Genomic DNA, 20,639 nt, shown 5'->3' on the forward strand with positions numbered 1-20,639 from the left:
CGGCTGCTGCGGGCAATCTCACACCGGGCGGCGCGCAGCGGATGCGGCAGCCGCCTGTCGCCGCTCGTGCAGTCCTGTCATGCTTGCCCGCGCTACGACAACCACGGGGGAAAACATGCGTGTTGGAACATCCGCGCTGCTGCTGTGCGCCTTGCTGGCAGGCTCGGCGGGGACCGCGTACGCCGCGTCGGACACGGCTCCGGCGGCGAGGGCCGGCAAGTACGTGCAGCAGGCTGAGCGGTCCGCCACTTCGGACCGTACGGCGGCGGACGGCCGGTCCGGCGACGGAACCCGGTCCGTGGCCGCGCCGGGGCGCGCGTCCGGCGGGGTCAGCAGCGGAGGAAGCAGGAGCGGCGGGGTCAGCAGCGGAGGGAGCAGGAGCGGCGGCGTCAGCTCCAGTTCCAGTTCGAGCTCCAGCTCCACCTCCAGCAGCGGGGGCCTCAGTTCGAGCACCACCTCCAGCACCGGCTCCAGCACCGGCAGCACGGGCGGGACGGTCAGCAGCAGCGGAGGCGTCAGCAAGACCTCCGGCGGCAGCAGCACGGACGGGTCGGTCAGCAGCACCGGGGGCATCAGCAAGACCTCCGGCGGCAGCAGCAGCGCAAGCACGAGCACCGTCGGCCACAACTCCTCCTCCGGGACCAGGAGTTCGAGCAGCGGCAAGAACTGGTGGTGGATGTGGCTGATCGTGCCGCTGATCCTGCTCGTGATCGTGGTCGCTGCGATTCTCGTGGCGAAGGCGACGCGGCGCTGACGGGCCCGTCCCGACGCGAGAAGTCCGCTGCCGTGGCGGGACCGGCCGGTGTCCGGCCTGCCGGCCCGCCGAAGCACCTCGGAGCCGCGGGACTTCGTGATCGAGGCGGTCGGCCTCGCCCTGCCCACGGAGCGCGCCGTCGTCAGACCGTGCGGACCGGCGTGCTTGTCGTCCCCCCGGGGGCCGGGCGAGGCGCTGGGCCGGGGCGGCCCGGTGGCCGCGCGGTTCAGACCTTGTCCGCCGCGATCAGCAGATACTGGAAGCTGCCGTCCTTGTAGGCCTCCAGGAAGGCCTTCTCGATGCCGGTGGCCAGCGGTGACTCGGCGCGCAGTTCCCAGTAGGGGATGGTGGCCGCCGTGAGGTCGACGACGCTGACGGGGACGAGACGGTTGGCGGCCATTTCCTTGAAGTACCTGCTGCGGGGATGAATGCTGCAGATGTAGTGGGCGTTGATCTCACTCACGGCCCGGGACGGCAGGCCGTAGGCGTCGTTGTAGCAGCCGGTGATGGTGACGTAGCGGCCTCCGTGCCTGAGGAGCCTGGCGTACTCGGGGAACAACAAGGACAGGTCCACGTACATGGTGCTCTCGTTGTTCCAGATCGCCTGGAAGCTGTCGCTCCCGAAGCCGGTGTGGAGCATGTTCCTGAGGTGGAAGCGGACCTTGTCCTCCACACCGCGTTCCTCGGCCTGGCCGTTGGCGAAGGCCACCTGGGTCTCGGAGATGGAGACGCCGTCCACGCGGCAGCCGAAGCGGCTGTGGGCGACGAAGCTGCTGCCGCCGCGGCCCGAACCGGAGTCCAGAAGGCGGTCCTCGGGAGTGATGTCGCCGAGGTGGGTCATCAGCAGCTCGGCCTGTGCGCATTCCAGGCGGTGGAGCTCGGCCGTGAGGCGTTCCTGGCGGGTCTCCTCGGGGCCCTCCAGGACGGACCGGTCGGCCTCGCCGATGCCGTAGTGGTGGTGGTAGATGCCGTCGACCTCGCCCAGGCGGAGGTTGACGGGATTCTTCTCCTCGTTCCAGTAGTTCGCGACGGACTTCTGGTAGAGGCTGCGCAGGGGGTGGGTGACAGTGTCCTGGACGGTCATGGGCTTCTCCCTTTCACGGTGACGTTGCGGGTTCCGCTGCTGGGTTCCGTTACTTGTTCCGTTACGTGTTCAGTTACGTGTTCAACTCCGGTTTCTGGTAACGGGCGCTGGTGGCGTGCCACTCCTTGCTGCCGCCCATCCACGCCCACAGACCCGCCAGGTAGCGGCGCAGCTGGGGTGAGCCGGCCGCTGCGAGGACGGCGCAGTCGGCCTCGACGGTGTGCATGAGTTCGTCGTGGACGGCCGCCGTGCGGTCGACGGCCTCCTGGAGTGAGCAGCCGTCCTCGGCGGCGATGAGATTGGGCAGGTTGGTGTCGGCGGGATCCTCCTTGGCCATCGAATAGACGTCGTTGAGCAGGACGTTGGCCATGCCCGCGTAGAGGTAGGTGCGGCGCACGGTGGGGTCGGCGAACTCGTGGGCGGGCAGTTCGTAGCCACCGACCGGGTCGATCAGCACCATGCAGGGGTAGAAGGCGTTCTCGTAACGGTGCAGGAGGTACTCCCACACGGCGGGTCTGCGCCCGTTGCTGCGCCATTCGGCTTCCTGCCCGTACCCCACGAACATGACGGCGAGTTCGTGGCGCAGACGTGCCATCTGGGTGGTGCTCGCGATCCGGGACAGATGGCCGAGGCTGGACCGGAAGGCGCGCAGGACGGGCTGCCGGCTGACGAGTTCCTCGAACTGGGCGAGGTAGCGGGCCGGGAGGCGGACGGGGTCGATCACCGCGTGGGTCATCGCGAGGCGCGAACCCAGGAGTTCCGGTTCGGTGTCTTCCCCCTCGTCGACCCAGTGGTCGTCCACGGACCATTCCGCGAGCCCGCAGCGGGCCGCGGCCAGCAGCCTGCCGGGGTCGTCGCAGTCGGGATGCGCGAGCATGAACAGGCGCCCGAACTGGTGCGAACGCAGGCGTTCCAGGCGGCCGGTGAAGATGCCGATCTCCGCTGCCCATTCGACGAGGCGGTTGTTGACCTCCTCCCCGAGCGCGGGGTCGTCACGCACCGCGTCGGGGCAGTACAGGGGCGGGATCCGCACCTCCGAGTCCCGGCCGGACGGCGGGTCCTGCGCAACGGGAGGCCGGACGTCGTCCTTCCGAGCGGACTCGCGGGCCGCCTGCCGCGCGGACTGCTCCGTCGGCGAAGCCGTGGACGGGGTGCGGGGGCGGAAGGCGCGGACGGCGGCCGTGCCGGGGCCGGCGGGACCGGCCAGCAGGCGCTCGATCGCCGCGTTCGAGGTCGGGCCGGGCAGCGCCTGCACAGTCGCATCGGGGACCGGGGCTCCGGGGAGGACCGGTGGCCGGGCGGCCGGCGGCCCGCTCCACGTCCACGGAGGTACGCCGGCGCCACTGATTCGCTTCATGCCAGAAGTGCCTTTCGGATGGGGCGGGTCGGTGCCTGGCGGCGGCCGGGCATGCGGGTGTGCCGGGCACGCCCGCATGGGGCGTCCTACGTGAGTGAGGGGCGCGCGCTGCCGCGAACGGCGTGCGGTGCCCCGCACGGCGTGCGTCCTGCCGCGCTGCGCCGCGCCGGCGGGGCGGACGGGTGCTTCTGGTCTCCGGTCAGCCCCAGCGGCCGACTTCGACGTTCTCCAGGATGCCGAGAGCGTCGGGGACCAGGATCGCTGCCGAGTAGTAGGCGGTGACGAGGTAGGAGATGATCGCCTGCTCGTCGATGCCCATGAACCGCACCGACAGGCTCGGCTCGATCTCGTCCGGGATTCCCGACTGCCGCAGCCCGATCACGCCCTGGTCGTCCTCACCCGTGCGCATGCACATGATCGAGGTCGTACGGGCGTCGCTGACCGGGATCTTCCCGCACGGATAGATCGGCACGCCACGCCAGGAAGGTACGCGGTGGCCGCCGTTGTCCACCGACTCCAGGGACAGCCCGCGCTTGTTGCACTCGCGGCCGAAGGCGGCGATGGCCCGGGGGTGGGCGAGGAAGAACTTGTTGCCGCGCCTACGTGAAAGCAGTTCGTCCATGTCGTCGGGGCTCGGCACCCCGTCGTGGGGCTGGAGCCGCTGACCGAAGTCGCAGTTGCTGAGCAGCCCGAACTCCGGGTTGTTGACGAGTTCGTGCTCCTGCCGCTCGCGCAGCGCCTCCAGCGTGAGGCGGAGCTGCTGCTCGGTCTGGTTCATCGGCTCGTTGTAGAGGTCCGCGACGCGGCTGTGGACCTTCAGGACCGTCTGCGCGACGGAGAGTTCGTACTCGCGCGGCTCGGGTTCGTAGTCGACGAAGGTGTGCGGGATGACGGGCTCGCCCGAGTGCCCGGCCGAGAGGTCGATCGCCGCCTCGCCGTACTTGTTGGTGCGCTGCTTCGGGAGCGCCGCGAACGATTCCAGATGGCTGCGGAGCGACCGGGCGCGTTCGGCGAGGTTGTCGATCTCCGCCTTCGGCAGGACCAGCACCGTGCAGGCGGTGTTGGCCCGGTAAGTGCACTCCCAGGTCGGCTCCGTGCCGGTCAGGCACTGCTCCCCGAAGTAGGCGCCGTCGGCGAGGAATCCCAGCACGACGTCTCCGCCGTAGGGTCCGGCGCCGATCTTGTCGACGCGGCCGTGCGCCAGCAGGAAGACGCGGTTCTTCGCGTCGCCGGCACGGGCCAGCACGGTGCCCGGCTCGTAGTCGATCTGCTCGCAGCGGCCGGCCAGGTCGCTCAGCACCGCCCCGTCGCCGTACCCGCTGAGGGCCGGCAGCTCCCCCAGCTCGGCAGGGATGACCGAGACCTCCCCACCGGTCTGCACGAACGTCACCCGCCCGTCACCCACGGCATAGCTCAGCCGCCGGTTCACCCGGTAGGTACCGCCCTTCACATCCACCCACGGCAGCATCCGCAGCAGCCACCGGGAGGAGGTCTCCTGCATCTGCGGAACGGACTTCGCGGTCGTCGACAGGTTCCGCGCTGCGGACGTCGCCAGACTCTGCTGCGCGGACGCCTGTGTTTGCGACGCTTCCTGGCCGGCTTCAACAGTCATCAGTGGTCCTCAGCCCTCCTGTAGGTGCTGACCACTCTCCTTTTTGATGACTTCCCCTGTCATCACACGAAAGTAGGCGAATGGCCTCTCCACGTCCGGGGTAGCGGGGCTGCCGTGTCGTTTCTTCGCACACAGATCCCCATGCGTTCGACCGCCGGTACGGTGCGCGGCCCCGGTGCGGGTGGAGGCGTCGACGGCGGGACGGGGACTCCGGGGAGGGCGAAGTGCACGCCGCCGCCGAGACGTTGTCCACAGGGGTTCCCCCGCTCGCCTCCGGCGCGTAGAACGGTGACTCGTGGCGCTCGGGTGGCGCCGCGTGACCGCCGTGGCGCAGTCGGAGACGTTTTCAGTGGGGGGCCGGGCATGACCCGTGTGGACAGGCGTGACGTACTCAGAATGTCGGCCGGTGCGTCGGCGGCCGGTGTGCTCACACTGAACAGTGTGAACTTCGCGCATGCCGCCGACGGTTCGGAGAACTCCCGGACAGTGCGCGGCCATCTCGAGACCGGCGCACCCGACTTCGTGTACCTGCCCGTCGAAGTGCCTTCCGGCGTCCGCGAGATCGAAGTCTCGTACTCCTACGACAAGCCGCAGGTGCCCGAGGGCACCCAGGGCAACGCCCTGGACATCGGCGTCTTCGACGAACGGGGCACGGCGCTCGGCGGCCGGGGGTTCCGCGGCTGGTCGGGCGGCGCGCGCGACCGGTTCGCCATCAGCGCGGAGAAGGCGACGCCCGGCTATCTGGCGGGCCCCGTGCGTCCGGGCACCTGGCACGTCGTGCTCGGCCCGTACACCGTCGCGCCGCAGGGCATGTCGTACGAGGTCACCGTCACCCTCCGGCACGGCGAGCAGGGTGAGACCCCACGGCCGGTCCATCCCCCGGAGCGGGCCAGGGGCCGCGGCAGGGCCTGGTACCGAGGCGACTGCCATCTCCACACCGTGCATTCCGACGGCAAGCGCACCCCGGCGGAGACCGCTGCGGCAGCCCGTGAGGCCGGGCTGGACTTCATCACCACCACCGAGCACAACACGACGTCCGGTCACGGCGCCTGGGAGGGCCTGTGGGACGACGAGTTCCTGATCCTCTGCGGCGAGGAGATCACCACCCGCAACGGCCACTTCCTCGCCCTGGGCACCGACGCGGGCACGTTCGTCGACTGGCGCTACCGGGCGCGTGACGACGTCTTCTCCCGCTACGCCCGCCGCATCCACCGCGCCGGGGGCCTCGTCGTACCTGCGCATCCCCACTGCCCGTTCGTGGGCTGCCAGTGGAAGTTCGGGTACGAGGACGCCGACGCCGTCGAGGTGTGGAACGGACCGTGGACGACGGACGACGAACTGGCCGTCGCCGCCTGGGACAACATGCTCACGGCCCCGCCCGCGTCCGGCCGGGACCGATGGCTCCCCGCGCTCGGCAACAGCGACGCCCATGCCGAGCCCCAGAAGGTGGGTCTGCCGCAGACGGTGGTCCACGCGGAGGAGCTGTCGCGGCACGCCCTGCTGGAGGCCGTACGTGCGGGCCGCAGTTATCTCGCCGAGTCCTCGGAGATCTCGCTGACGTTCGAGGCGAACGGCCCTCGCGGTGAACACGCCGGCATAGGCGGACGGTTGGCGGTACGGCAGGACGCGGAGGTCACGGTGCGGCTGACGGTGACGGGGGCACCCGCGGGTGCCACTGCCCGCTTCATGACGGACCAGGGCGAGATGTTCTCGGCTGCCGTCTCCGGCGAGCCGCTGGAGTGGCGTACGACGGCCTCGCTGGCGGCGTACGTACGGGCGGAGGTCCGCCACCTCCCGCCTGTGGGATCGCCGCCGGAGCTGCCCGGTGCGATGGCGGCGATGACGAACCCCGTGTGGCTCGGCGGACGCGGCTGACGTACCGTCAGAGGTTGCGTCCGCAGCTCGCGGCACGTCCGGCGCCCCGTGGCGCCCGGACGGCGAACTGTGCACCGTAGCCGAAGAGTTCGACGCCCTCGGTGTGTACGACGTGCCCGAGAAGGGTGTGCGTGCCACCTATGTATCCTGCGGCACCATGTGGGTTCGCCCGGGTGAGGGATCTCCCCGACGGCCACGGCTGTCGCGCCTGCCCCGCCTGCGTCAACTCTCCGTGCAAGCAACCCAGTCGACCAAGGACACCGATGACCGAGACACCGGTGGCGCTGATCGTCTTCCTCACCGTGGGGACCGTCGCCGCCGTCGTTCTGGCCCTGCTGTTCGCCTTCGCCCGTAAGGACCTGAGCCGTCTGCGACGGCACTCCGGGGCCGTCGAGACACAACTCCACGGTGCCACACGGCAGAACGCCGACCTCGGCGCCCGGCTTCGCGCGGTGGAGGAGGAGTTGAGGCACCTCTCGCACACCCGGATACCCGACCTCGCGTCCTCCCTGCGGCACAGAAACGTCCCCGTCAGGGGCCCGCTCGGCTCCGGGACGCTGACTCCGGAGCTCGACCGGTCGATAAGCGCCGTGCTCACCCAGGTCGGCGAAGAGGTCGTCAGAGAACGGCAGCGTGTGGACTTCGCCGCGCAGGCCGCCATGCGAGGGTCGACGACCACCATCCAGGCCCTGCTCTACCAGCTCCAGTCCCTCCTGCAGCGGATGCAGGAGAAGTACGACGACCCGCTCGTGGCCGAGGACCTGCTGAGCGCGGACTTCCTCAACGAACAGGCGCTGCGCCGCATCCAGTCGACGGCAGTGGTCTGCGGCGCGTGGCCGGGACTGACCAGGGAGAACTCGCACCTCGCGGACATCGTCGTCGGCGCCATGTCACGGCTCAGCGGCTACGAACGCGTCCAGATCACCAACCAGTTGCGCGATCCGGTCGGTGTCGTGGCACGCGCGGTCGAACCGGTCGCGGTCACGCTGACCGAGCTGATGGCCAACTCGCTCCACTACTCGCACCCCGACCTTCCCGTGGTCGTCACACTCCAGCAGGGCAACTCGGGCGTCTCCGTGATCATCGACGACGCGGGCGTGGGCATGCACTCCGACGAACTGGAGCGCGCCAGGCGGATGATCTCCGGCGAGGAGACCGTTCTGATGACCGACCTCGGCGACCCGCCGCGCATCGGCTTCGCGGCCATCGGGCAGCTCGTGCAGCAGTACGGGTTCTCCGTGCATCTGGAGGCCTCCCCGTACGGGGGCGTCCGGTCGATCGTGCACATCCCGGGCGAGCCGCTGCTCACCCTGCTCGACGAGGACGAGAAGCCGACGTCCGCGATGGCGCCGGCACCGCCGGAGGGAACTCCCGCCCTGCCGGGCCGCACCGGCACGGAGAGCAGGCCGATCACCGCGGCTTCCGCCCTCCTCGACGGGCCGGACGCCGCGAGCGGGCAGGAAGAACTGCCGCGCCGCCGCAGGCGCCGCCCCGTGAGCGCAGACGGCACTCCGCAGGTCCCGGACGCTCCGGCCCGTACCGACGAGGCCCGTCCGGAGACGCACAGCGCCTCCGCCGGCGCGTCGTCGGCGGGGACGGCACACTCCGCACCCGCCCGGCCCGGACCGCTCACGACTCCGGAGGAGAGCGCCGACATCTGGGCCGCGTTCCAGCAGGGCACAGCCTCCGGCAGGGCCGCCGCCGGTACCGGAGCCGGTGCCGGTTCCGAGCCCGGTGCCGGAGCCACTGCCGGAGCCGATGCCGCTGCCGATGCCGGTACGGCAACGGGCCACGAGCCCGGCCCCGCCGGGGCCCGCTCCGCATCCGGCAGCGACGAGACCCGTACCGACGAACCCGGCAGCAGGGAAACACCGGACGCCGGGACTCCCGACGACTCCGGCCACACCGAGCACCGCACCTCCGAAGGGAATCCGCCCGCATGACCACCCCCGAGCGCCGCTCCGTCCGCGAGGACACCTCTTGGGTGCTGGCCCCCCTCCTCGAACTCCCGCACGTGGTCCACGCCGCCGTCATCTCCGGCGACGGCCTCATCGAAGGCCGCTCGCCCGGCCTGGAGCGGGACGCGGCCGAGGGCGTCGCCGCGATGCTGTCCGCGCTGCAGGGTGCGGCGCGGACGACGACCGCGGCATTCTCCGGGGAACCGGAGGTGAAGCTCCGGCAGACCGTGATCGAGTCCGATCTCGGCTGGGTGTTCGCGATACCCGCGGGCCAGAACACCTGCCTGGCGGTGTTCGCCGAGCGCGAGGTCAACATGGGTGTCGTCACGCATCACATGCAGGTCCAGGTGGCCACTCTGGGAGAGAAAGCCATGGGCAGCCCACCGCGGCAAGGCACCTCGGCATGACTCCACCGCCCCGTGACCACAGACGTCTCGTTCCCGCCTACCTGGCCACCACCGGACGCGGTCGGCCCAGCCGCAACACGCTGGACCGTCTCACCGTGCTGCTCGCTCCGGCCGACCCCGCCACGTGGGATCTGCGCCCGCAACAGCGGCGGCTGCTGCAACTGCTGCAGCCGGGACCGCTCTCGCTGGCGGAGACCGCCGCGCATCTGCGGCTGCCTCTGAGCGTGGTCAGGGTCATGGTGGCCGACCTCGTCGACGCGGGCCTGCTGGCGGCCCGCGCCCCAATACCCGACGCCGAACTGCCCGAGCGGCAGATTCTGGAGAAGGTTCTCGATGGACTCCGCACTCTCAAGTCCTCCCGCTGACGCCTCGGACAGCCCTGGCAGCGGCGACGCCGACGTACCCGCCGACAGGGCGGCCCGCTCCGCCGCGGGTCCGGTGGCCGGCGACCCGGCTGCCGACGCCGCACCGGCCGCACCGGCCGCCCGTGCCGGCGACGAACCCGGCACCGTGCCGCACGCCGGTGTCTACCTCAGCAGCAACAGGTCCCAGACGCTGGTGAAACTGCTGATCGCCGGGCCCTTCGGGGTGGGCAAGACGACCTTCATCCGTTCCCTGTCCGAGACGGAGCCGCTGCACACCGAAGAGGTCATGACCCGCACGAGCGCAGCGGTCGACGACCTCTCCGGCGTCCGCGAGAAGTCCACGACGACCGTCGCCATCGACTTCGGACGCCTGACACTCCCCGACGACTTCGTGCTGTACATGTTCGGCACCCCGGGCCAGCGGCGCTTCAAGCCGCTGTGGCAGGACATCGCCCGCGGCGCGATGGGGGCGCTGGTGCTGGCCGACACCCGCCGCCTGTCGGACTCCTTCGAGGTGATGGACATGATCGAAGAGGCCGGTCTGCAGTACGCGGTCGCCGTCAACACCTTCCCCGACTCCCCCGCGCACCACCCCGCCAAGCTCCGCGAGCACCTCGACCTGCTCCCCGACACGCCGCTCGTGCTGTGTGACGCACGCGACCGCGACCAGGCCACCGATGCGCTGATCGCCCTGGTCGGCCACGTACTCGCTCTCACGTCCCAGGAGACAGCGTGACCTCTCCCCGCACGCCCGGCCCACGCTCCTCCGGCTCCCTTGCCTCCGGAGAGGGTGCGTCCGGCGCGGCCCGCCGCGTCATGCCCCCTCCGGTCACTCCGCCCGGCAGTGAGGTCACTCAGCTGTACGGTCCGGACTTCGCCGCCGACCCGTACGGAACGTACGAGCGGCTGCGGGAGTACGGCGCGCTCGCACCGGTCGAGATCTCCCCCGGAGTCGGAGCGATGCTGGTGACGGACTACCGGGCGGCTCTGGATCTGCTGCACGATTCCGAGACCTGGTCGAAGGACTCGCGCACCTGGCAGCAGTCCGCCCCCGAGGACTCCCCGGTGATGCCGATGCTCGTCTGGCGGCCCAACCTCTTCTTCAGCGACGGTGAGACGCACGAGCGCTACCGCCGGGCCATCACCGACAGCTTCGACCGCATCCCGCCGCACGAACTCCGTACGGCGGTGATCGAGCTGGCGGACTCCCTCATCGCGCAGTTCGGCGAGAAGGGCGAGGCCGACTTGATGACGGAGTACGCGCGGGTGCTGCCGCTGATGCTCTTCAACCGTCTCTTCGGGCTGCCCGACTCCTACAGCGAGCAGCTGATCACCGCGCTCGCGGGCGTGTGGGAAGGGCGCACGCCCGAGGAGGCATCGGCTGCCGGCGCCGCGTTCGAGGGCTACATCGGCGAGCTGATGGCTGCGAAGAAGCAGGTCCGCGGCGAGGACCTGACCTCCTGGTTCATGGACCATCCCGCCGGGCTCAGCGACGAGGAGGTCATGCACCATACGGTGATCACCATGGGGGCGGGGCACGAGCCGACGGCCAATCTGATCGCCAACGCGCTCGCCAGGATGCTCACCGACGACCGTTACTACAGCACGCTGTCCGGCGGCGCTCTCACCCCGCTCGACGCCATTCACGACGTCCTGCAGAACGAGCCGCCCATCGCGAACTACTCGGCGCACTTCCCCAAGCGGGACGTCTACTTCCACGGCACGTGGATCCGCAGGGGCCAGCTCGTGATGGTCTCGTACGCGGCGGCCAACACCCAGCACGGCAGGGCCGAGGCAGGTGCGTCCGGCGGCGCGACCGGTTCCGGCGGCGGTGCGCACCTGGCCTGGGCGGCCGGCCCGCACTCGTGTCCCGTTCAGCAGCCGGCGGTGCTGATAGCGACCACGGCGATCGAGCGCCTGACAGCATGGCTCTCCGATATCGAACTCACTGTCAGACACGACCAACTCACCTACCGGAACGGGCCGTTCCATCGTGCTCTCACGCGCCTTCCCGCGCGGTTCACGCCGATCAGCCCCGACCAGCCAGGAGCGACACCATGGGAGAGCAGGGAAAGCAGACCCCGCGAGAAACACAGGCGCACGAGCCCCGCTCGTTAGAGGGACCCGCCGTCATCGACCCCGCCGGCAGGGACATCCACGCTGAGGCGGAACGTCACCGCGCCTTCGGACCCGCCGTCCTGGTGGAGCTCCCCGCCGGCATCCGCGCCTGGTCGGTCAGCAGCATGGAGCTGCTCAAACAGCTGCTGACCGATCCCCGTGTCTCCAAGGACCCCCGGCAGCACTGGCCCGCCTGGCAGCGCGGCGAGTTCCACGACACGTGGATCCAGTCCTGGGTCGGGGTGACCAACATGTTCACCTCCTACGGCACGGACCACCGCCGGCTCCGCAAGCTCGTCGCCCCCGCCTTCACCGGGCGGCGTACCGAGGCGATGCGGCCCCGCGTCGAGAGGATCACCCGGCAGCTGCTCGACGCGATGGCGCTCGTGCCCGAGGGCGAACCGGTCGACCTGCGGACCGCCTACGCCCATCCGCTGCCGATCGGGGTGATCTGCGAGCTGTTCGGCGTCCCGGAGGAGCAGCGCGCGGAGGTCGCCCGGATCGTCGAGCGCGTGATGGACACGTCGGCCTCTCCTGAGGAGGCGGCCCGTACGGCGCAGGACATGCAGAGCGCGTTCGGGGCGCTCATCGCCCTCAAACGCGAAGAGCCCGGTGAGGACCTGACGAGCGTGCTCGTCTCCGCCCGCGACGACGACGGCTCCCGCCTCTCCGAGGTCGAACTCCTCGACACCCTGCTGCTGGTGATCGGCGCCGGACACGAGACCACCGTGAATCTCATAGGCAACGCGGTGCACGCGCTGCTCACCCACCCCGACCAGCTGCGTCTGGTCCGGGAGGGCGAGGCCACGTGGCACGACGTCATCGAGGAGACGCTGCGCTGGGCGCCCAGCATCGCCAACCTGCCGCTTCGTTACGCCGTGGAGGACATCGGACTGCCGGACGGGCCCACGATCCGTCAGGGGGAACCGATCCTCGCCACGTACGCCGCCGCCGGCCGCGATCCGGAGCGGCACGGCCCGACGGCGGCGGAGTTCGATCTGTCCCGCGCCGACAGGGAACACCTCGCGTTCGGGCACGGTGTGCACTTCTGCCTCGGCGCACCCCTGGCCCGCCTGGAAGCGCGTACGGCGCTGCCCGCTCTGTTCGAGCGCTTCCCCGGACTGCGACTGGCCGTCCCCGCCGAGGAGTTGGAGCCGGTGGGGTCGTTCATCGCGCACGGCTACCGCACGCTGCCCGTCCTGCTCGACGGCCCGGGGTGATGTGACGGGCGGCGTGTGTACGAGGTGTGCAGGGAAGCGCTTACCGGCCCGTGACGGGTGCCTGCCGTACTCGGGGTGCGGACGACCGGGCCCGAGCCGCGAGCGAGCGCGTACGCAGCTCATACGCCTCGCGGGCCGCGGCCCCGAGTCCCGCGGTGTCCTCCGGGCCGCGCACCCCGCCGGCAGAGCAACCGCCCGTGTTCGGCACGAAGTTCGAAGGACTCGTAGAGGACCTGGTGCCGTGCTGACGCGGAGGTCACAGGCAAGGCAGACTGACCCCTGCGGTAGTGCAAAACGGAGCGCAGGGGGGCAACCATGGGCGCCGATGGAAAAGTCGGCCACGGGACGGAGCAGCAGGAGCACCTGCTGCACTTCGCCGTGCTCGGTCCCGTCCGCGCACACCGCGGCGTTCAGGAACTGGCCATGGGTTCGCCGCAGCAACGCGCCCTGCTCGCCGCGCTCCTGCTCCGCAAGGGCCACACCGCGACCGCCGAGGAACTCATCGACGGCCTGTGGGGCGAGGCCCCGCCCGACCAGGCGAAAGCGGCGCTGCGCACGTACGCCTCCCGCATCCGGAAGGCGCTGGGGACCGACGCCCAGCTCCTGATGAGCGAGTCGGGCGGCTACGCGATCCGCACGGACCGGGCCCACTCCGACGTCACCCTCGACCTCGACACGGCCTCGGCGTACGCCGCCGACGCGGACAAGTCCCTTGCGGGCGGCGACCGTTCACGGGCGCGCGAGAAGTACGCGGCGGCGCTGGAGCAGTGGAGCGGCGAACCGCTCGCCCACGTACCCGGGCCTTACGCGGAACGGCAGCGCGACCGTCTCAACGAGTGGCACCTCTCCCTGCTGGAGCACCGCCTCGATCTCGACCTGCAACTCGGTGACCACGCCTCCGCCGTCTCGGAACTGACCGCGCTGACCGCCGCCCACCCCCTGCGTGAACGCCTCCGCGAGCTGCTGATGCTCGCCCTCTACCGCAGCGGGCGGCAGGCCGAGGCGCTGGCCGTGTACGCCGACACCCGGCGTCTGCTGGCCGACGAGCTGGGCGTCGACCCGCGTCCCGAACTCGCCGACCTCCACCAGCGCATCCTCGGAGCGGACGACAGCCTCGCCCTGGAGCCCGACGAACCGTCCGGACCCGGCGGGCAGCCCGCTCAGCCGGCTCAGCTCCCCGCCACGGTGGCCGACTTCACCGGACGGGACGCCTTCGTCGCCGAACTGCGCGACCAGCTCGCTCTGGCCGAGGGCACGGTGATGGCCGTCTCCGCCGTCGCGGGCATCGGCGGCGTCGGCAAGACGACCCTTGCCGTCCACGTCGCGCACGCCGCCGCCGAGCACTTCCCCGACGGACAGTTGTACGTGGACCTTCAGGGAGCGGGACCGGCCGCCACTGAACCGGCCGCGGTGCTGGGGGCGTTCCTGCGCTCGCTCGGCGTGGACGACAGGAGCATCCCGGACGGCGTGGAGGAGCGTTCCGCGCTGTTCCGCTCGCTGCTCTCCGGGCGCCGCGTGCTCACCCTCCTCGACAACGCCCGCGACGCCGCGCAGGTCCGCCCGCTGCTCGCCGGCGCGAAGGGCTGCGCCGCGCTGGTCACCAGCAGGAACCGCATGGTCGACCTGGCCGGCGCGCACCTGGTGGACCTCGACGTGATGAGCCCCGAGGAGGCGATGACGCTCTTCACGCGCATCGTCGGCGAGGAACGCGTCTCCGCCGAACGCCAGGCCGCGATGGACGTCGTCGCGGCCTGCGGATTCCTGCCGCTCGCCATCCGCATCGCCGCGGCGCGCCTCGCCACCCGCCGTACGTGGACGGTCTCCGCGCTCGCCTCGAAGCTCGCGGACGAGCGCAGACGGCTGGACGAACTCCAGGCCGGCGATCAGGCGGTCAAGGCGACCTTCGAACTCGGGTACGGCCAGCTGGACGCCGAACCGGCCCGCGCCTTCCGGCTGTTGGGTCTCGCCGAAGGCCCGGACATCTCCCTGCACGCGGCGGCGGCACTCCTCGACCGCCCGGCCGAGGAGACGGAGAACCTCCTGGAATCACTGGTCGACGCCTCCCTCCTGGAGTCGGCCGCACCCGGCAGGTATCGCTTCCACGACCTGGTACGGCTCTTCGCACGCGCCTGCGCCGAACGCGACGAGCAGCCGCCCTCCGAGCGGGAGGCGGCCCTGAACCGGCTGCTCGACTTCTACCTCGCGACGGCCTCGAAGGTGTTCTCCCTCGAGAAGCCCGGCGAGCGGGGCGCGGAGCATCTCATCAAGCCGTCCACCACCGGCATGCTCTTCCAGGACCGGGACGTGGCTCTGAACTGGCTCTTCTCGGAGGCCGACTGCGTGCTCGCCTGCGTCGAACAGGCAGCGGGGCGAGGCATGCTCCGGCACGCCGCAGACCTGCTCATCGCGATCAAGGACTGTGCGGACTCGGGTGTCCACTCCCTGCGTTACGAGCGGGCCGCCACGACCGTACGGGATGCCGCGCGGGCCGCGGGCGATGCCTTGGCAGAGGGCCGCACCCAGACCATGCTGACGCACGTCCACGTCGTCGCCGGCCGCTTCGACCAGGCCGACGAGGAGGCGGAGCGCGCCCTGCTGCTCACCCGGGAGTCGGGCGACCCGCTGGCGGGCTGCTGGGCCCTCAACGACCGCGGCATCATCGCCAATTGCCAGAGCCGCTTCACCGATGCGGAGGAGCACTTGCTGCAGGCGATCGAGGCGTGCCGCAAGGACGGGAACCGCCCGAGCGAGGCCAGCGCCCTCTCCAACCTCTCGCAGGTCAATCTGGCTCTCGGCCGTACGGACACAGCGATCCAGCTCGCCCGGCAGGCGTTCACGATCTACGACAGCCTGAACCACAGGATGCGCACGGCGAACGCGATGTACGTCCTGGGGCGGGCTCTCACACAGAGCCAGCGTGTCCCGGAAGGGCTCGAGCAACTGAAGCGCGCCGCGGCGCTGTTCCACGAGACGCGTCAGCCGTTGTGGGAGGGGGTGTCCCACTTCCGCATGGCCGAAGCCCACCTGGCCGACCGTCGTCCCGCTCAAGCCGCGGGTCACGCGGAGCAGGCCCTCGCCCTGCGCGGGATCGGCGGTGAGTGGATGCGCGGCAGGATGCTCACCGTGCTGGGCCGTGCGCTGGTGGCGCTCGGCCAGCGGGACCGGGCACGGGTGTGCTGGAAGGACGCTCTGGCGATCTTCGATGAGATGGGCGCCTCCGACGCCGGTGAAGTGCGCGCCCTGCTCACCCCCGCCCAGGCTGCATAAACGTCCTCCGGGGAATGCGCTCATCACTCGTTCATCGATCGTTTATCGCGGCTCGGCATTCTTCTTACGTCGATCCGTCGCGTCGGGGGGGCAGGCGGATCACGGGGGAGGCCGCGACCTGGCTAAGGTGAGCGGCCCTGGTCCGCCCGGCGACCCGCGGGGGAGTCGCTGGGCGGACACGCAGCACGAAAAGGCCACCAAGCCAGGAGAGTTCGGGCATGAGCGAGACAACCCAGTCCACAGTCAGGGACCTCGAAGAAGAGATCGCGACCACCGGCACCGAGGAGAACCACTCACCCATCCTTCCGGCGCAGAAGTCCGGGGACGACGGGGATCTCAGCACGACCGAGAACCACTCGCCCATTCTTCCGGCGCAGAAGTCGGGGGACGACGGGGGCCTGAGCACGACCGAGAACCACTCGCCCATCGCGCCGCCCAGGGACAAGGCCGAACCGGCCGAAGACGGTGTGACCACGCTGGAGAACCACTCGCCCATCGCCCCGCCCAAGGGCGACGGCAGGTAGACCTTTCACCACGGGGGACACAGGAGGGCTTGGCGTCAGCGGCGGGGAGGGGGTGCCGCTGCCGCCAAGCCCTGCTGCTTGAGCGGAAGTTCAGGGGGAATCCTGACGGTGTGCCATTGGCAGGGATCCGCCCGGGCGATCCGTGGCCTGCCGTGCGCCGATTCGACGTCACTCACGACCACGGTCTTCTAAGGAGAGAGAATGCCCAAGATTCTCAAAGCGCTCATGGTCTGCTCGTTACTGATAGCCGGCGCGGTCGCACCAGCGGCTGCCGCAGAGCTGTCCCAGTCGCAGGCAGTGACCGCTCACGGAGTTCACACCAACGGCACCACCGAAGGGCACACGCCCTGACACGCACGCACACCGTGAAGGGGGCGGGCCGACACCGGCCCGCCCCCTTCACGTCTGCCGCCCGCGCTCAGCGCACGGACACGACCTTGCAGGCGGAGACGCCGTCGATCCGTTCCGGATGATCCATCCGCACGTCCACCGGCTTCTCCTGGTTGGCCTCCACGGTGACCTCAGTCGTCCCGGAGTCGACGAACTCGGCAACCGAGTCGTCGAACTGCACCTTGATCTCGTAGGTCTCGCTGCTCCTGTTCGGGTTGCGGACGCTCACCACGGCCTTGGCGGCCGTCCCGGAGTCCGCGGCGCACTGCGTGATCGTCGCCGAGGGGGCCTTGTCCCGCCTGGAGCTGTTGTACCGCGATCCGCTGGTACCGGTGGAGCTGTTGTACCGCGATCCGCTCGTGCCGGTGGAGCTGTACCCCGAGTCGTAGTCGCTGTCGTCGTCGTCATAGGTGCTGCTGCTGTTGTGGCTGCTGGAGCTCGAACTGGAGCAGCCGCCGCCCTTGCCGCCGCTGCTGCTCCGGCTGCCACCGCCCTTGCCGCCGCCCGACGAGCGGGCCGGGCTGAAGCCGCTGAGCGCGACGAGCACGACCGCCACGGCGGCTATGAGCTTGAGATGACGCGACATGGTTGAGACCCCCGAATTTGTCATGGCTCTTGGGGTGGACACCCCTGCACGGGGACGTGCCCGGCAGCCGTGAAGTTCCTCCAACTGCCCTCTTTTTACGGAACCTTGTGAGAGCCCGCGCGGTTCCGGTCCGGCGGCGGCTCCGGGTACCTCCTCCCGGCACGGGACACCTCGACGAGGGAGACCGGGCGGGCCGGAAGGTGCCGTGAAGTGGCGGGGACGTCCGGGCGGGCGTAACTTCTCGAATAGGACTACGCACCCTTCGGTGCCGGGCCCCCGGCTCCCGTCGGGCAGGGCCAGGGCGCCGGGAAGCGAGGCGAAGGCGATGGTCCGGAACCTGTTCGGTCTCCTGCTCGCACTCGCGGGAGCGGCCGCGGCAGCATGGAGTCCCTTCCGTGCCTGGTACCAGAGCCGTGACGGACGCTACTTCCGCCTGCAGGAGCTCTTCTCCGGCACCGGCATCACAGACACCCGCGCGGACCTGTGGACCGGCCTCTTCCTGCCGATGGCAGCCGCAGCCGTGCTCACCCTGATCGCCGCACTGCTGCGCTCCCGCCTCCTCGTCGCGCTGACGGGCCTGCTCGTGCTCGGCTTCACGGCGCTGTGGATGGTCCGCCAGGGCCAGGCCGCCGGAAGCCTCACCGCGGGCGGGGACGGCCTCGGCGAGGGCGTGGGCCTCGCGGCGGGCGGCGGGCTGCTGCTCCTCGTCGGGGCGCTCGTGATGCGGGGCCGCCACGGCGGAACCAGACGCCGCGGCGCACACGCGCGCATCGACGACGGGGACCGCCCCGAGCCGTACGACGACCACGCGCCCTCCGAATCGCCGAACCCCTACGGCCCGTTCGGGACGACGCACGGACCGCACGGCGCGTACCAGGCGGACGACCTGTACGGCCTGCCGCCGGGACGCCACGACGACGCCACACCTGCGGAGGAATGGGACCCGTGGTCGCGCCCGGCCCCGCAGCAGCCACCACCCGACCAGCCGTACCCACCTCAGGGGCCGCAGCAGCAGGGGCCTCAGCCTCCCCCCGGCCCGCCGCCGGGAGCGGGACCGTCCGGCACCCAGCACATCCCGCGCCGCCCCGACCAGCGCGGCGACGGCCCGTACTGACGAACGGCGGCCCCCAGGGGAATCGCCCGCTCCCCCGCCGGAACGCTCAGTGGCCGGGCAGGAAGAAGCAGAACGGATGCCCGGCCGGGTCGAACACGACCCGTACGCCCTCCTGCGGCTGGTACTCCGCGACGGCCGCGCCCCCGGCGACGGCGTACGCGCTCGCCTCGTCGAGATCGTCGACCTCGATGTCCAGGTGCATCATCATCTGCTGGTCGTCGCGTCCGGCCGGCCACACCGGCCTGACGTGCTCGTCCTCCCGCTGGAAGGACAGGCCCGCCCCGCCGCCGGGCGCCTCCAGCATCACCCAGTCCGGCTCGTCCCACTTGACGCGCCAGCCCAGCAGCCGGTGGTAGAACTCCGCCAGTTCACGCGGCTCGGGTGCTCCGAGCACGACAGCCGAGAGCCTCGTCCGCGGTCGTCCGGTCACGGCGCCTCCTGGTCGACGGATCGGTGGTCAGCCCTGACGGGCCTGCCCGGTGCCCTTCGCGGCGTCCAGGGCGTACACGCAACGGTCCTTGCTGCACGCGTAGATCACGCCGCGGTCGGCGACGGGCGAGCCGGTGATCTCACCGCCGGTCGCCAGCTTCCAGCGGAGCTGGCCGCCGACGGCGTCGAGCGTGTAGAGGCAGTGGTCGGCCGATCCGAAGTGCACCCGTCCCTCGGCGACCACGGGCGCGCCGACCACGTCGCCGCCCGCCGCGAACCGCCACCGCGGCGTGCCGCTGACGGCGTCCAGGGTGTACAGCGCACCGCCGCTGCCCAGGTGCACCAGTCCGTCGGCGACGACGACGGGCTCCGTCGAATGCCGGGCCTCCGTCGCGATGCGCCACCTGTCCTGGCCGCCGGCCGCGTCCAGGGCGTAGACGGTGCCCAGGTAGTCGGCGAGGTAGACGCCGCCGCCGGTGACCGCGGGCCCGGGGGCCAGGGCCGGCGGGCCGAGGAAGACGGCGGGGGCCTCGAAGCGCCAGCGCTCCGCGCCCGTCGCCCCGTCCAGCGCGTAGACGCGGGAACCGGCGCACATGTAGAGCACGCCGTCCTCCCCGGGCGTCAGCCGCAGGGGCACTCCCCCGGTGGCGGTGGCGTCGCCCACGGGGTACGACCAGCGCTCACGGCCCGTGCGGGCCTCCAGGGCGTACAGACGGCCGTCGCCCCACGTGTAGACCGTCCCCCCGTGTATCACCGGGCCGCCCTCACGGGTCTCGAAGTCGGCCTGCGCACCGCCGAGTTCCCACAGCTTCTCGCCGCTCGCGGCGTCCCACGCCTGTACGCCGCCGCCGCGGGTGCCGGTGACGAGGGTGCCGCTGCCGCCGGACGTGTCCGCCTGGAGCGAGTAGATCCAGCCGTCGGCGGGGACGCGCCAGCCCTCGGAGCCGTCGCGGGCGTCCAGGGCGTAGAGACTCGGACCGTCGGACGCGTGGACCCTGCCGCCCGAGACCGTCATGGACCAGGCGACCTCGCGGGTCTTGAACTGCCGCCGCCCGCTGGTGACATCGAGCGCGTGCACCTCGAACGACGTGACGTAGAGCAGGTCGTCGGCGACGACCGGCGTCCCCCACACGTCGTTGGACATGCGGAACCGCCACGGACGCCAGCGCTGCGGCGCACCCTGCCCGGCGTCGCCCGGGCCGCCCGGCGACGCGGGCACCATCGGCGGCGGTGGCGCCGTCGGCGGAAGGCCCGGCCCGGCCTGGTCCGGTGCGAGGGGCGGCACTGCCGCGGCACCCGGCCCTTGGGAAGGCTGCGCGCCGTTGGGCGGCCGGACCCATCCGGTGGCGGGTCCGGCGTCCTGGTCCGCCCGTACGTCCTCCGAACGGCGCGGGCCCGGTCCGATCGGGACCTGTGAGCCGGGCAGCCGCACGGGCGCACCGTCGGCGCCGGCGTCCTGCGGCACGGCGGGAGGTGCGGCGGGCGGCGGCATCGGGGAGGCCCCGGGCGCCTGGCCGGGCTGCGGCGGTGCCGCGGGCGGCGACGTCACGGATCCCACGGCGGAAGGACCTCCGGGACC

General features: G+C 71.2%; 18 protein-coding genes. 11 read left to right on the forward strand and 7 right to left on the reverse strand.

The window, feature by feature from the left end; all coding sequences use genetic code 11:
- Positions 1–18: 18 nt before the first annotated feature.
- From ACFPA8_RS09810 to ACFPA8_RS09825, 4 genes are all read right to left on the reverse strand, one after another.
- The gene (locus ACFPA8_RS09810) at positions 19–882 is read right to left on the reverse strand and encodes a hypothetical protein (RefSeq protein WP_386445446.1); all 864 of its coding nucleotides are present in this window, start codon (positions 880–882) and stop codon (positions 19–21) included.
- A 98-nt stretch (positions 883–980) separates the two neighbouring features.
- Positions 981–1,838 carry a geranyl diphosphate 2-C-methyltransferase gene (locus ACFPA8_RS09815; RefSeq protein WP_386445448.1) on the reverse strand — a complete coding sequence of 286 codons (858 nt, stop codon included), beginning with the start codon at positions 1,836–1,838 and terminating at the stop codon, positions 981–983.
- A gap of 73 nt (positions 1,839–1,911) precedes the next feature.
- Positions 1,912–3,195: a family 2 encapsulin nanocompartment cargo protein terpene cyclase gene (locus ACFPA8_RS09820; RefSeq protein ID WP_386445450.1), complete on the reverse strand. Its 1,284-nt coding sequence runs from the start codon at positions 3,193–3,195 to the stop codon at positions 1,912–1,914.
- 199 nt (positions 3,196–3,394) lie between these two features.
- Complete coding sequence (locus tag ACFPA8_RS09825; RefSeq protein WP_386445453.1) at positions 3,395–4,807, reverse strand: family 2B encapsulin nanocompartment shell protein; 1,413 nt, start codon at positions 4,805–4,807, stop codon at positions 3,395–3,397.
- Between the two features lie 396 nt (positions 4,808–5,203).
- Here ACFPA8_RS09825 and ACFPA8_RS09830 point away from each other — a divergent pair, with 396 nt between their 5' ends.
- The 10 genes from ACFPA8_RS09830 to ACFPA8_RS09875 all read left to right on the forward strand — a co-directional run bounded on the left by ACFPA8_RS09830 (position 5,204) and on the right by ACFPA8_RS09875 (position 16,892).
- Positions 5,204–6,682 (forward strand): CehA/McbA family metallohydrolase, encoded by a 1,479-nt coding sequence (locus ACFPA8_RS09830; RefSeq protein ID WP_386446284.1) that lies wholly within the window; start codon positions 5,204–5,206, stop codon positions 6,680–6,682.
- Between the two features lie 263 nt (positions 6,683–6,945).
- Positions 6,946–8,625 (forward strand): sensor histidine kinase, encoded by a 1,680-nt coding sequence (locus ACFPA8_RS09835; RefSeq protein ID WP_386445456.1) that lies wholly within the window; start codon positions 6,946–6,948, stop codon positions 8,623–8,625.
- A complete protein-coding gene (locus tag ACFPA8_RS09840) occupies positions 8,622–9,047 on the forward strand; it encodes a roadblock/LC7 domain-containing protein (protein ID WP_386445458.1) in 426 nt (141 codons plus the stop codon). Before ACFPA8_RS09835 ends, ACFPA8_RS09840 begins: the two co-directional genes overlap by 4 nt.
- Positions 9,044–9,412, forward strand: coding sequence for a DUF742 domain-containing protein (locus ACFPA8_RS09845; RefSeq protein WP_386445460.1), 369 nt, complete (start codon positions 9,044–9,046; stop codon positions 9,410–9,412). Before ACFPA8_RS09840 ends, ACFPA8_RS09845 begins: the two co-directional genes overlap by 4 nt.
- A 73-nt stretch (positions 9,413–9,485) precedes the next feature.
- Complete coding sequence (locus tag ACFPA8_RS09850; protein WP_386446287.1) at positions 9,486–10,148, forward strand: GTP-binding protein; 663 nt, start codon at positions 9,486–9,488, stop codon at positions 10,146–10,148.
- Positions 10,145–11,530, forward strand: coding sequence for a cytochrome P450 (locus ACFPA8_RS09855; RefSeq protein WP_386445463.1), 1,386 nt, complete (start codon positions 10,145–10,147; stop codon positions 11,528–11,530). Before ACFPA8_RS09850 ends, ACFPA8_RS09855 begins: the two co-directional genes overlap by 4 nt.
- A complete protein-coding gene (locus tag ACFPA8_RS09860; RefSeq protein ID WP_386445465.1) occupies positions 11,470–12,750 on the forward strand; it encodes a cytochrome P450 family protein in 1,281 nt (426 codons plus the stop codon). The genes ACFPA8_RS09855 and ACFPA8_RS09860 overlap by 61 nt, the downstream gene beginning before the upstream one ends.
- A 315-nt stretch (positions 12,751–13,065) precedes the next feature.
- Positions 13,066–16,017: an SARP-family global regulator AfsR gene (locus tag ACFPA8_RS09865; RefSeq protein WP_386445468.1), complete on the forward strand. Its 2,952-nt coding sequence runs from the start codon at positions 13,066–13,068 to the stop codon at positions 16,015–16,017.
- A gap of 218 nt (positions 16,018–16,235) precedes the next feature.
- Positions 16,236–16,541 carry a hypothetical protein gene (locus ACFPA8_RS09870; RefSeq protein ID WP_386445471.1) on the forward strand — a complete coding sequence of 102 codons (306 nt, stop codon included), beginning with the start codon at positions 16,236–16,238 and terminating at the stop codon, positions 16,539–16,541.
- Between the two features lie 201 nt (positions 16,542–16,742).
- Positions 16,743–16,892 carry a hypothetical protein gene (locus ACFPA8_RS09875; protein WP_386445473.1) on the forward strand — a complete coding sequence of 50 codons (150 nt, stop codon included), beginning with the start codon at positions 16,743–16,745 and terminating at the stop codon, positions 16,890–16,892.
- A 67-nt stretch (positions 16,893–16,959) separates the two neighbouring features.
- Here ACFPA8_RS09875 and ACFPA8_RS09880 read toward each other — a convergent pair whose 3' ends face one another.
- Positions 16,960–17,517, reverse strand: coding sequence for a hypothetical protein (locus ACFPA8_RS09880; protein WP_386445476.1), 558 nt, complete (start codon positions 17,515–17,517; stop codon positions 16,960–16,962).
- Between the two features lie 325 nt (positions 17,518–17,842).
- On the opposite strand from ACFPA8_RS09880, the gene ACFPA8_RS09885 reads away from it, so the two are divergent.
- A complete protein-coding gene (locus ACFPA8_RS09885) occupies positions 17,843–18,631 on the forward strand; it encodes a hypothetical protein (protein ID WP_386445479.1) in 789 nt (262 codons plus the stop codon).
- Positions 18,632–18,677: 46 nt separating this feature from the next.
- On the opposite strand, the gene ACFPA8_RS09890 is transcribed toward ACFPA8_RS09885, so the two are convergent.
- Both ACFPA8_RS09890 and ACFPA8_RS09895 read right to left on the reverse strand, forming a co-directional pair.
- The gene (locus tag ACFPA8_RS09890; RefSeq protein ID WP_386445481.1) at positions 18,678–19,061 is read right to left on the reverse strand and encodes a VOC family protein; all 384 of its coding nucleotides are present in this window, start codon (positions 19,059–19,061) and stop codon (positions 18,678–18,680) included.
- A 27-nt stretch (positions 19,062–19,088) separates the two neighbouring features.
- A partial coding sequence (locus ACFPA8_RS09895; protein ID WP_386445484.1) for an outer membrane protein assembly factor BamB family protein occupies positions 19,089–20,639 on the reverse strand: 1,551 nt, incomplete at its 5' end.

This window comes from Streptomyces ovatisporus (assembly GCF_042653885.1).
Classification (GTDB): Bacteria; Actinomycetota; Actinomycetes; order Streptomycetales; family Streptomycetaceae; genus Streptomyces; species Streptomyces ovatisporus.

Coding starts and splice junctions, on each gene's coding strand:
- ACFPA8_RS09835 (WP_386445456.1), top strand. CDS start 6,946: ATGACCGAGACACCGGTGGCGCTGATCGTCTTCCTCACCGTGGGGACC.
- ACFPA8_RS09840 (WP_386445458.1), top strand. CDS start 8,622: ATGACCACCCCCGAGCGCCGCTCCGTCCGCGAGGACACCTCTTGGGTG.
- ACFPA8_RS09885 (WP_386445479.1), top strand. CDS start 17,843: ATGGTCCGGAACCTGTTCGGTCTCCTGCTCGCACTCGCGGGAGCGGCC.
- ACFPA8_RS09815 (WP_386445448.1), bottom strand. CDS start 1,838: ATGACCGTCCAGGACACTGTCACCCACCCCCTGCGCAGCCTCTACCAG.
- ACFPA8_RS09845 (WP_386445460.1), top strand. CDS start 9,044: ATGACTCCACCGCCCCGTGACCACAGACGTCTCGTTCCCGCCTACCTG.
- ACFPA8_RS09875 (WP_386445473.1), top strand. CDS start 16,743: ATGCCCAAGATTCTCAAAGCGCTCATGGTCTGCTCGTTACTGATAGCC.
- ACFPA8_RS09860 (WP_386445465.1), top strand. CDS start 11,470: ATGGGAGAGCAGGGAAAGCAGACCCCGCGAGAAACACAGGCGCACGAG.
- ACFPA8_RS09825 (WP_386445453.1), bottom strand. CDS start 4,807: ATGACTGTTGAAGCCGGCCAGGAAGCGTCGCAAACACAGGCGTCCGCG.
- ACFPA8_RS09880 (WP_386445476.1), bottom strand. CDS start 17,517: ATGTCGCGTCATCTCAAGCTCATAGCCGCCGTGGCGGTCGTGCTCGTC.
- ACFPA8_RS09865 (WP_386445468.1), top strand. CDS start 13,066: ATGGGCGCCGATGGAAAAGTCGGCCACGGGACGGAGCAGCAGGAGCAC.
- ACFPA8_RS09820 (WP_386445450.1), bottom strand. CDS start 3,195: ATGAAGCGAATCAGTGGCGCCGGCGTACCTCCGTGGACGTGGAGCGGG.
- ACFPA8_RS09830 (WP_386446284.1), top strand. CDS start 5,204: ATGTCGGCCGGTGCGTCGGCGGCCGGTGTGCTCACACTGAACAGTGTG.
- ACFPA8_RS09870 (WP_386445471.1), top strand. CDS start 16,236: ATGAGCGAGACAACCCAGTCCACAGTCAGGGACCTCGAAGAAGAGATC.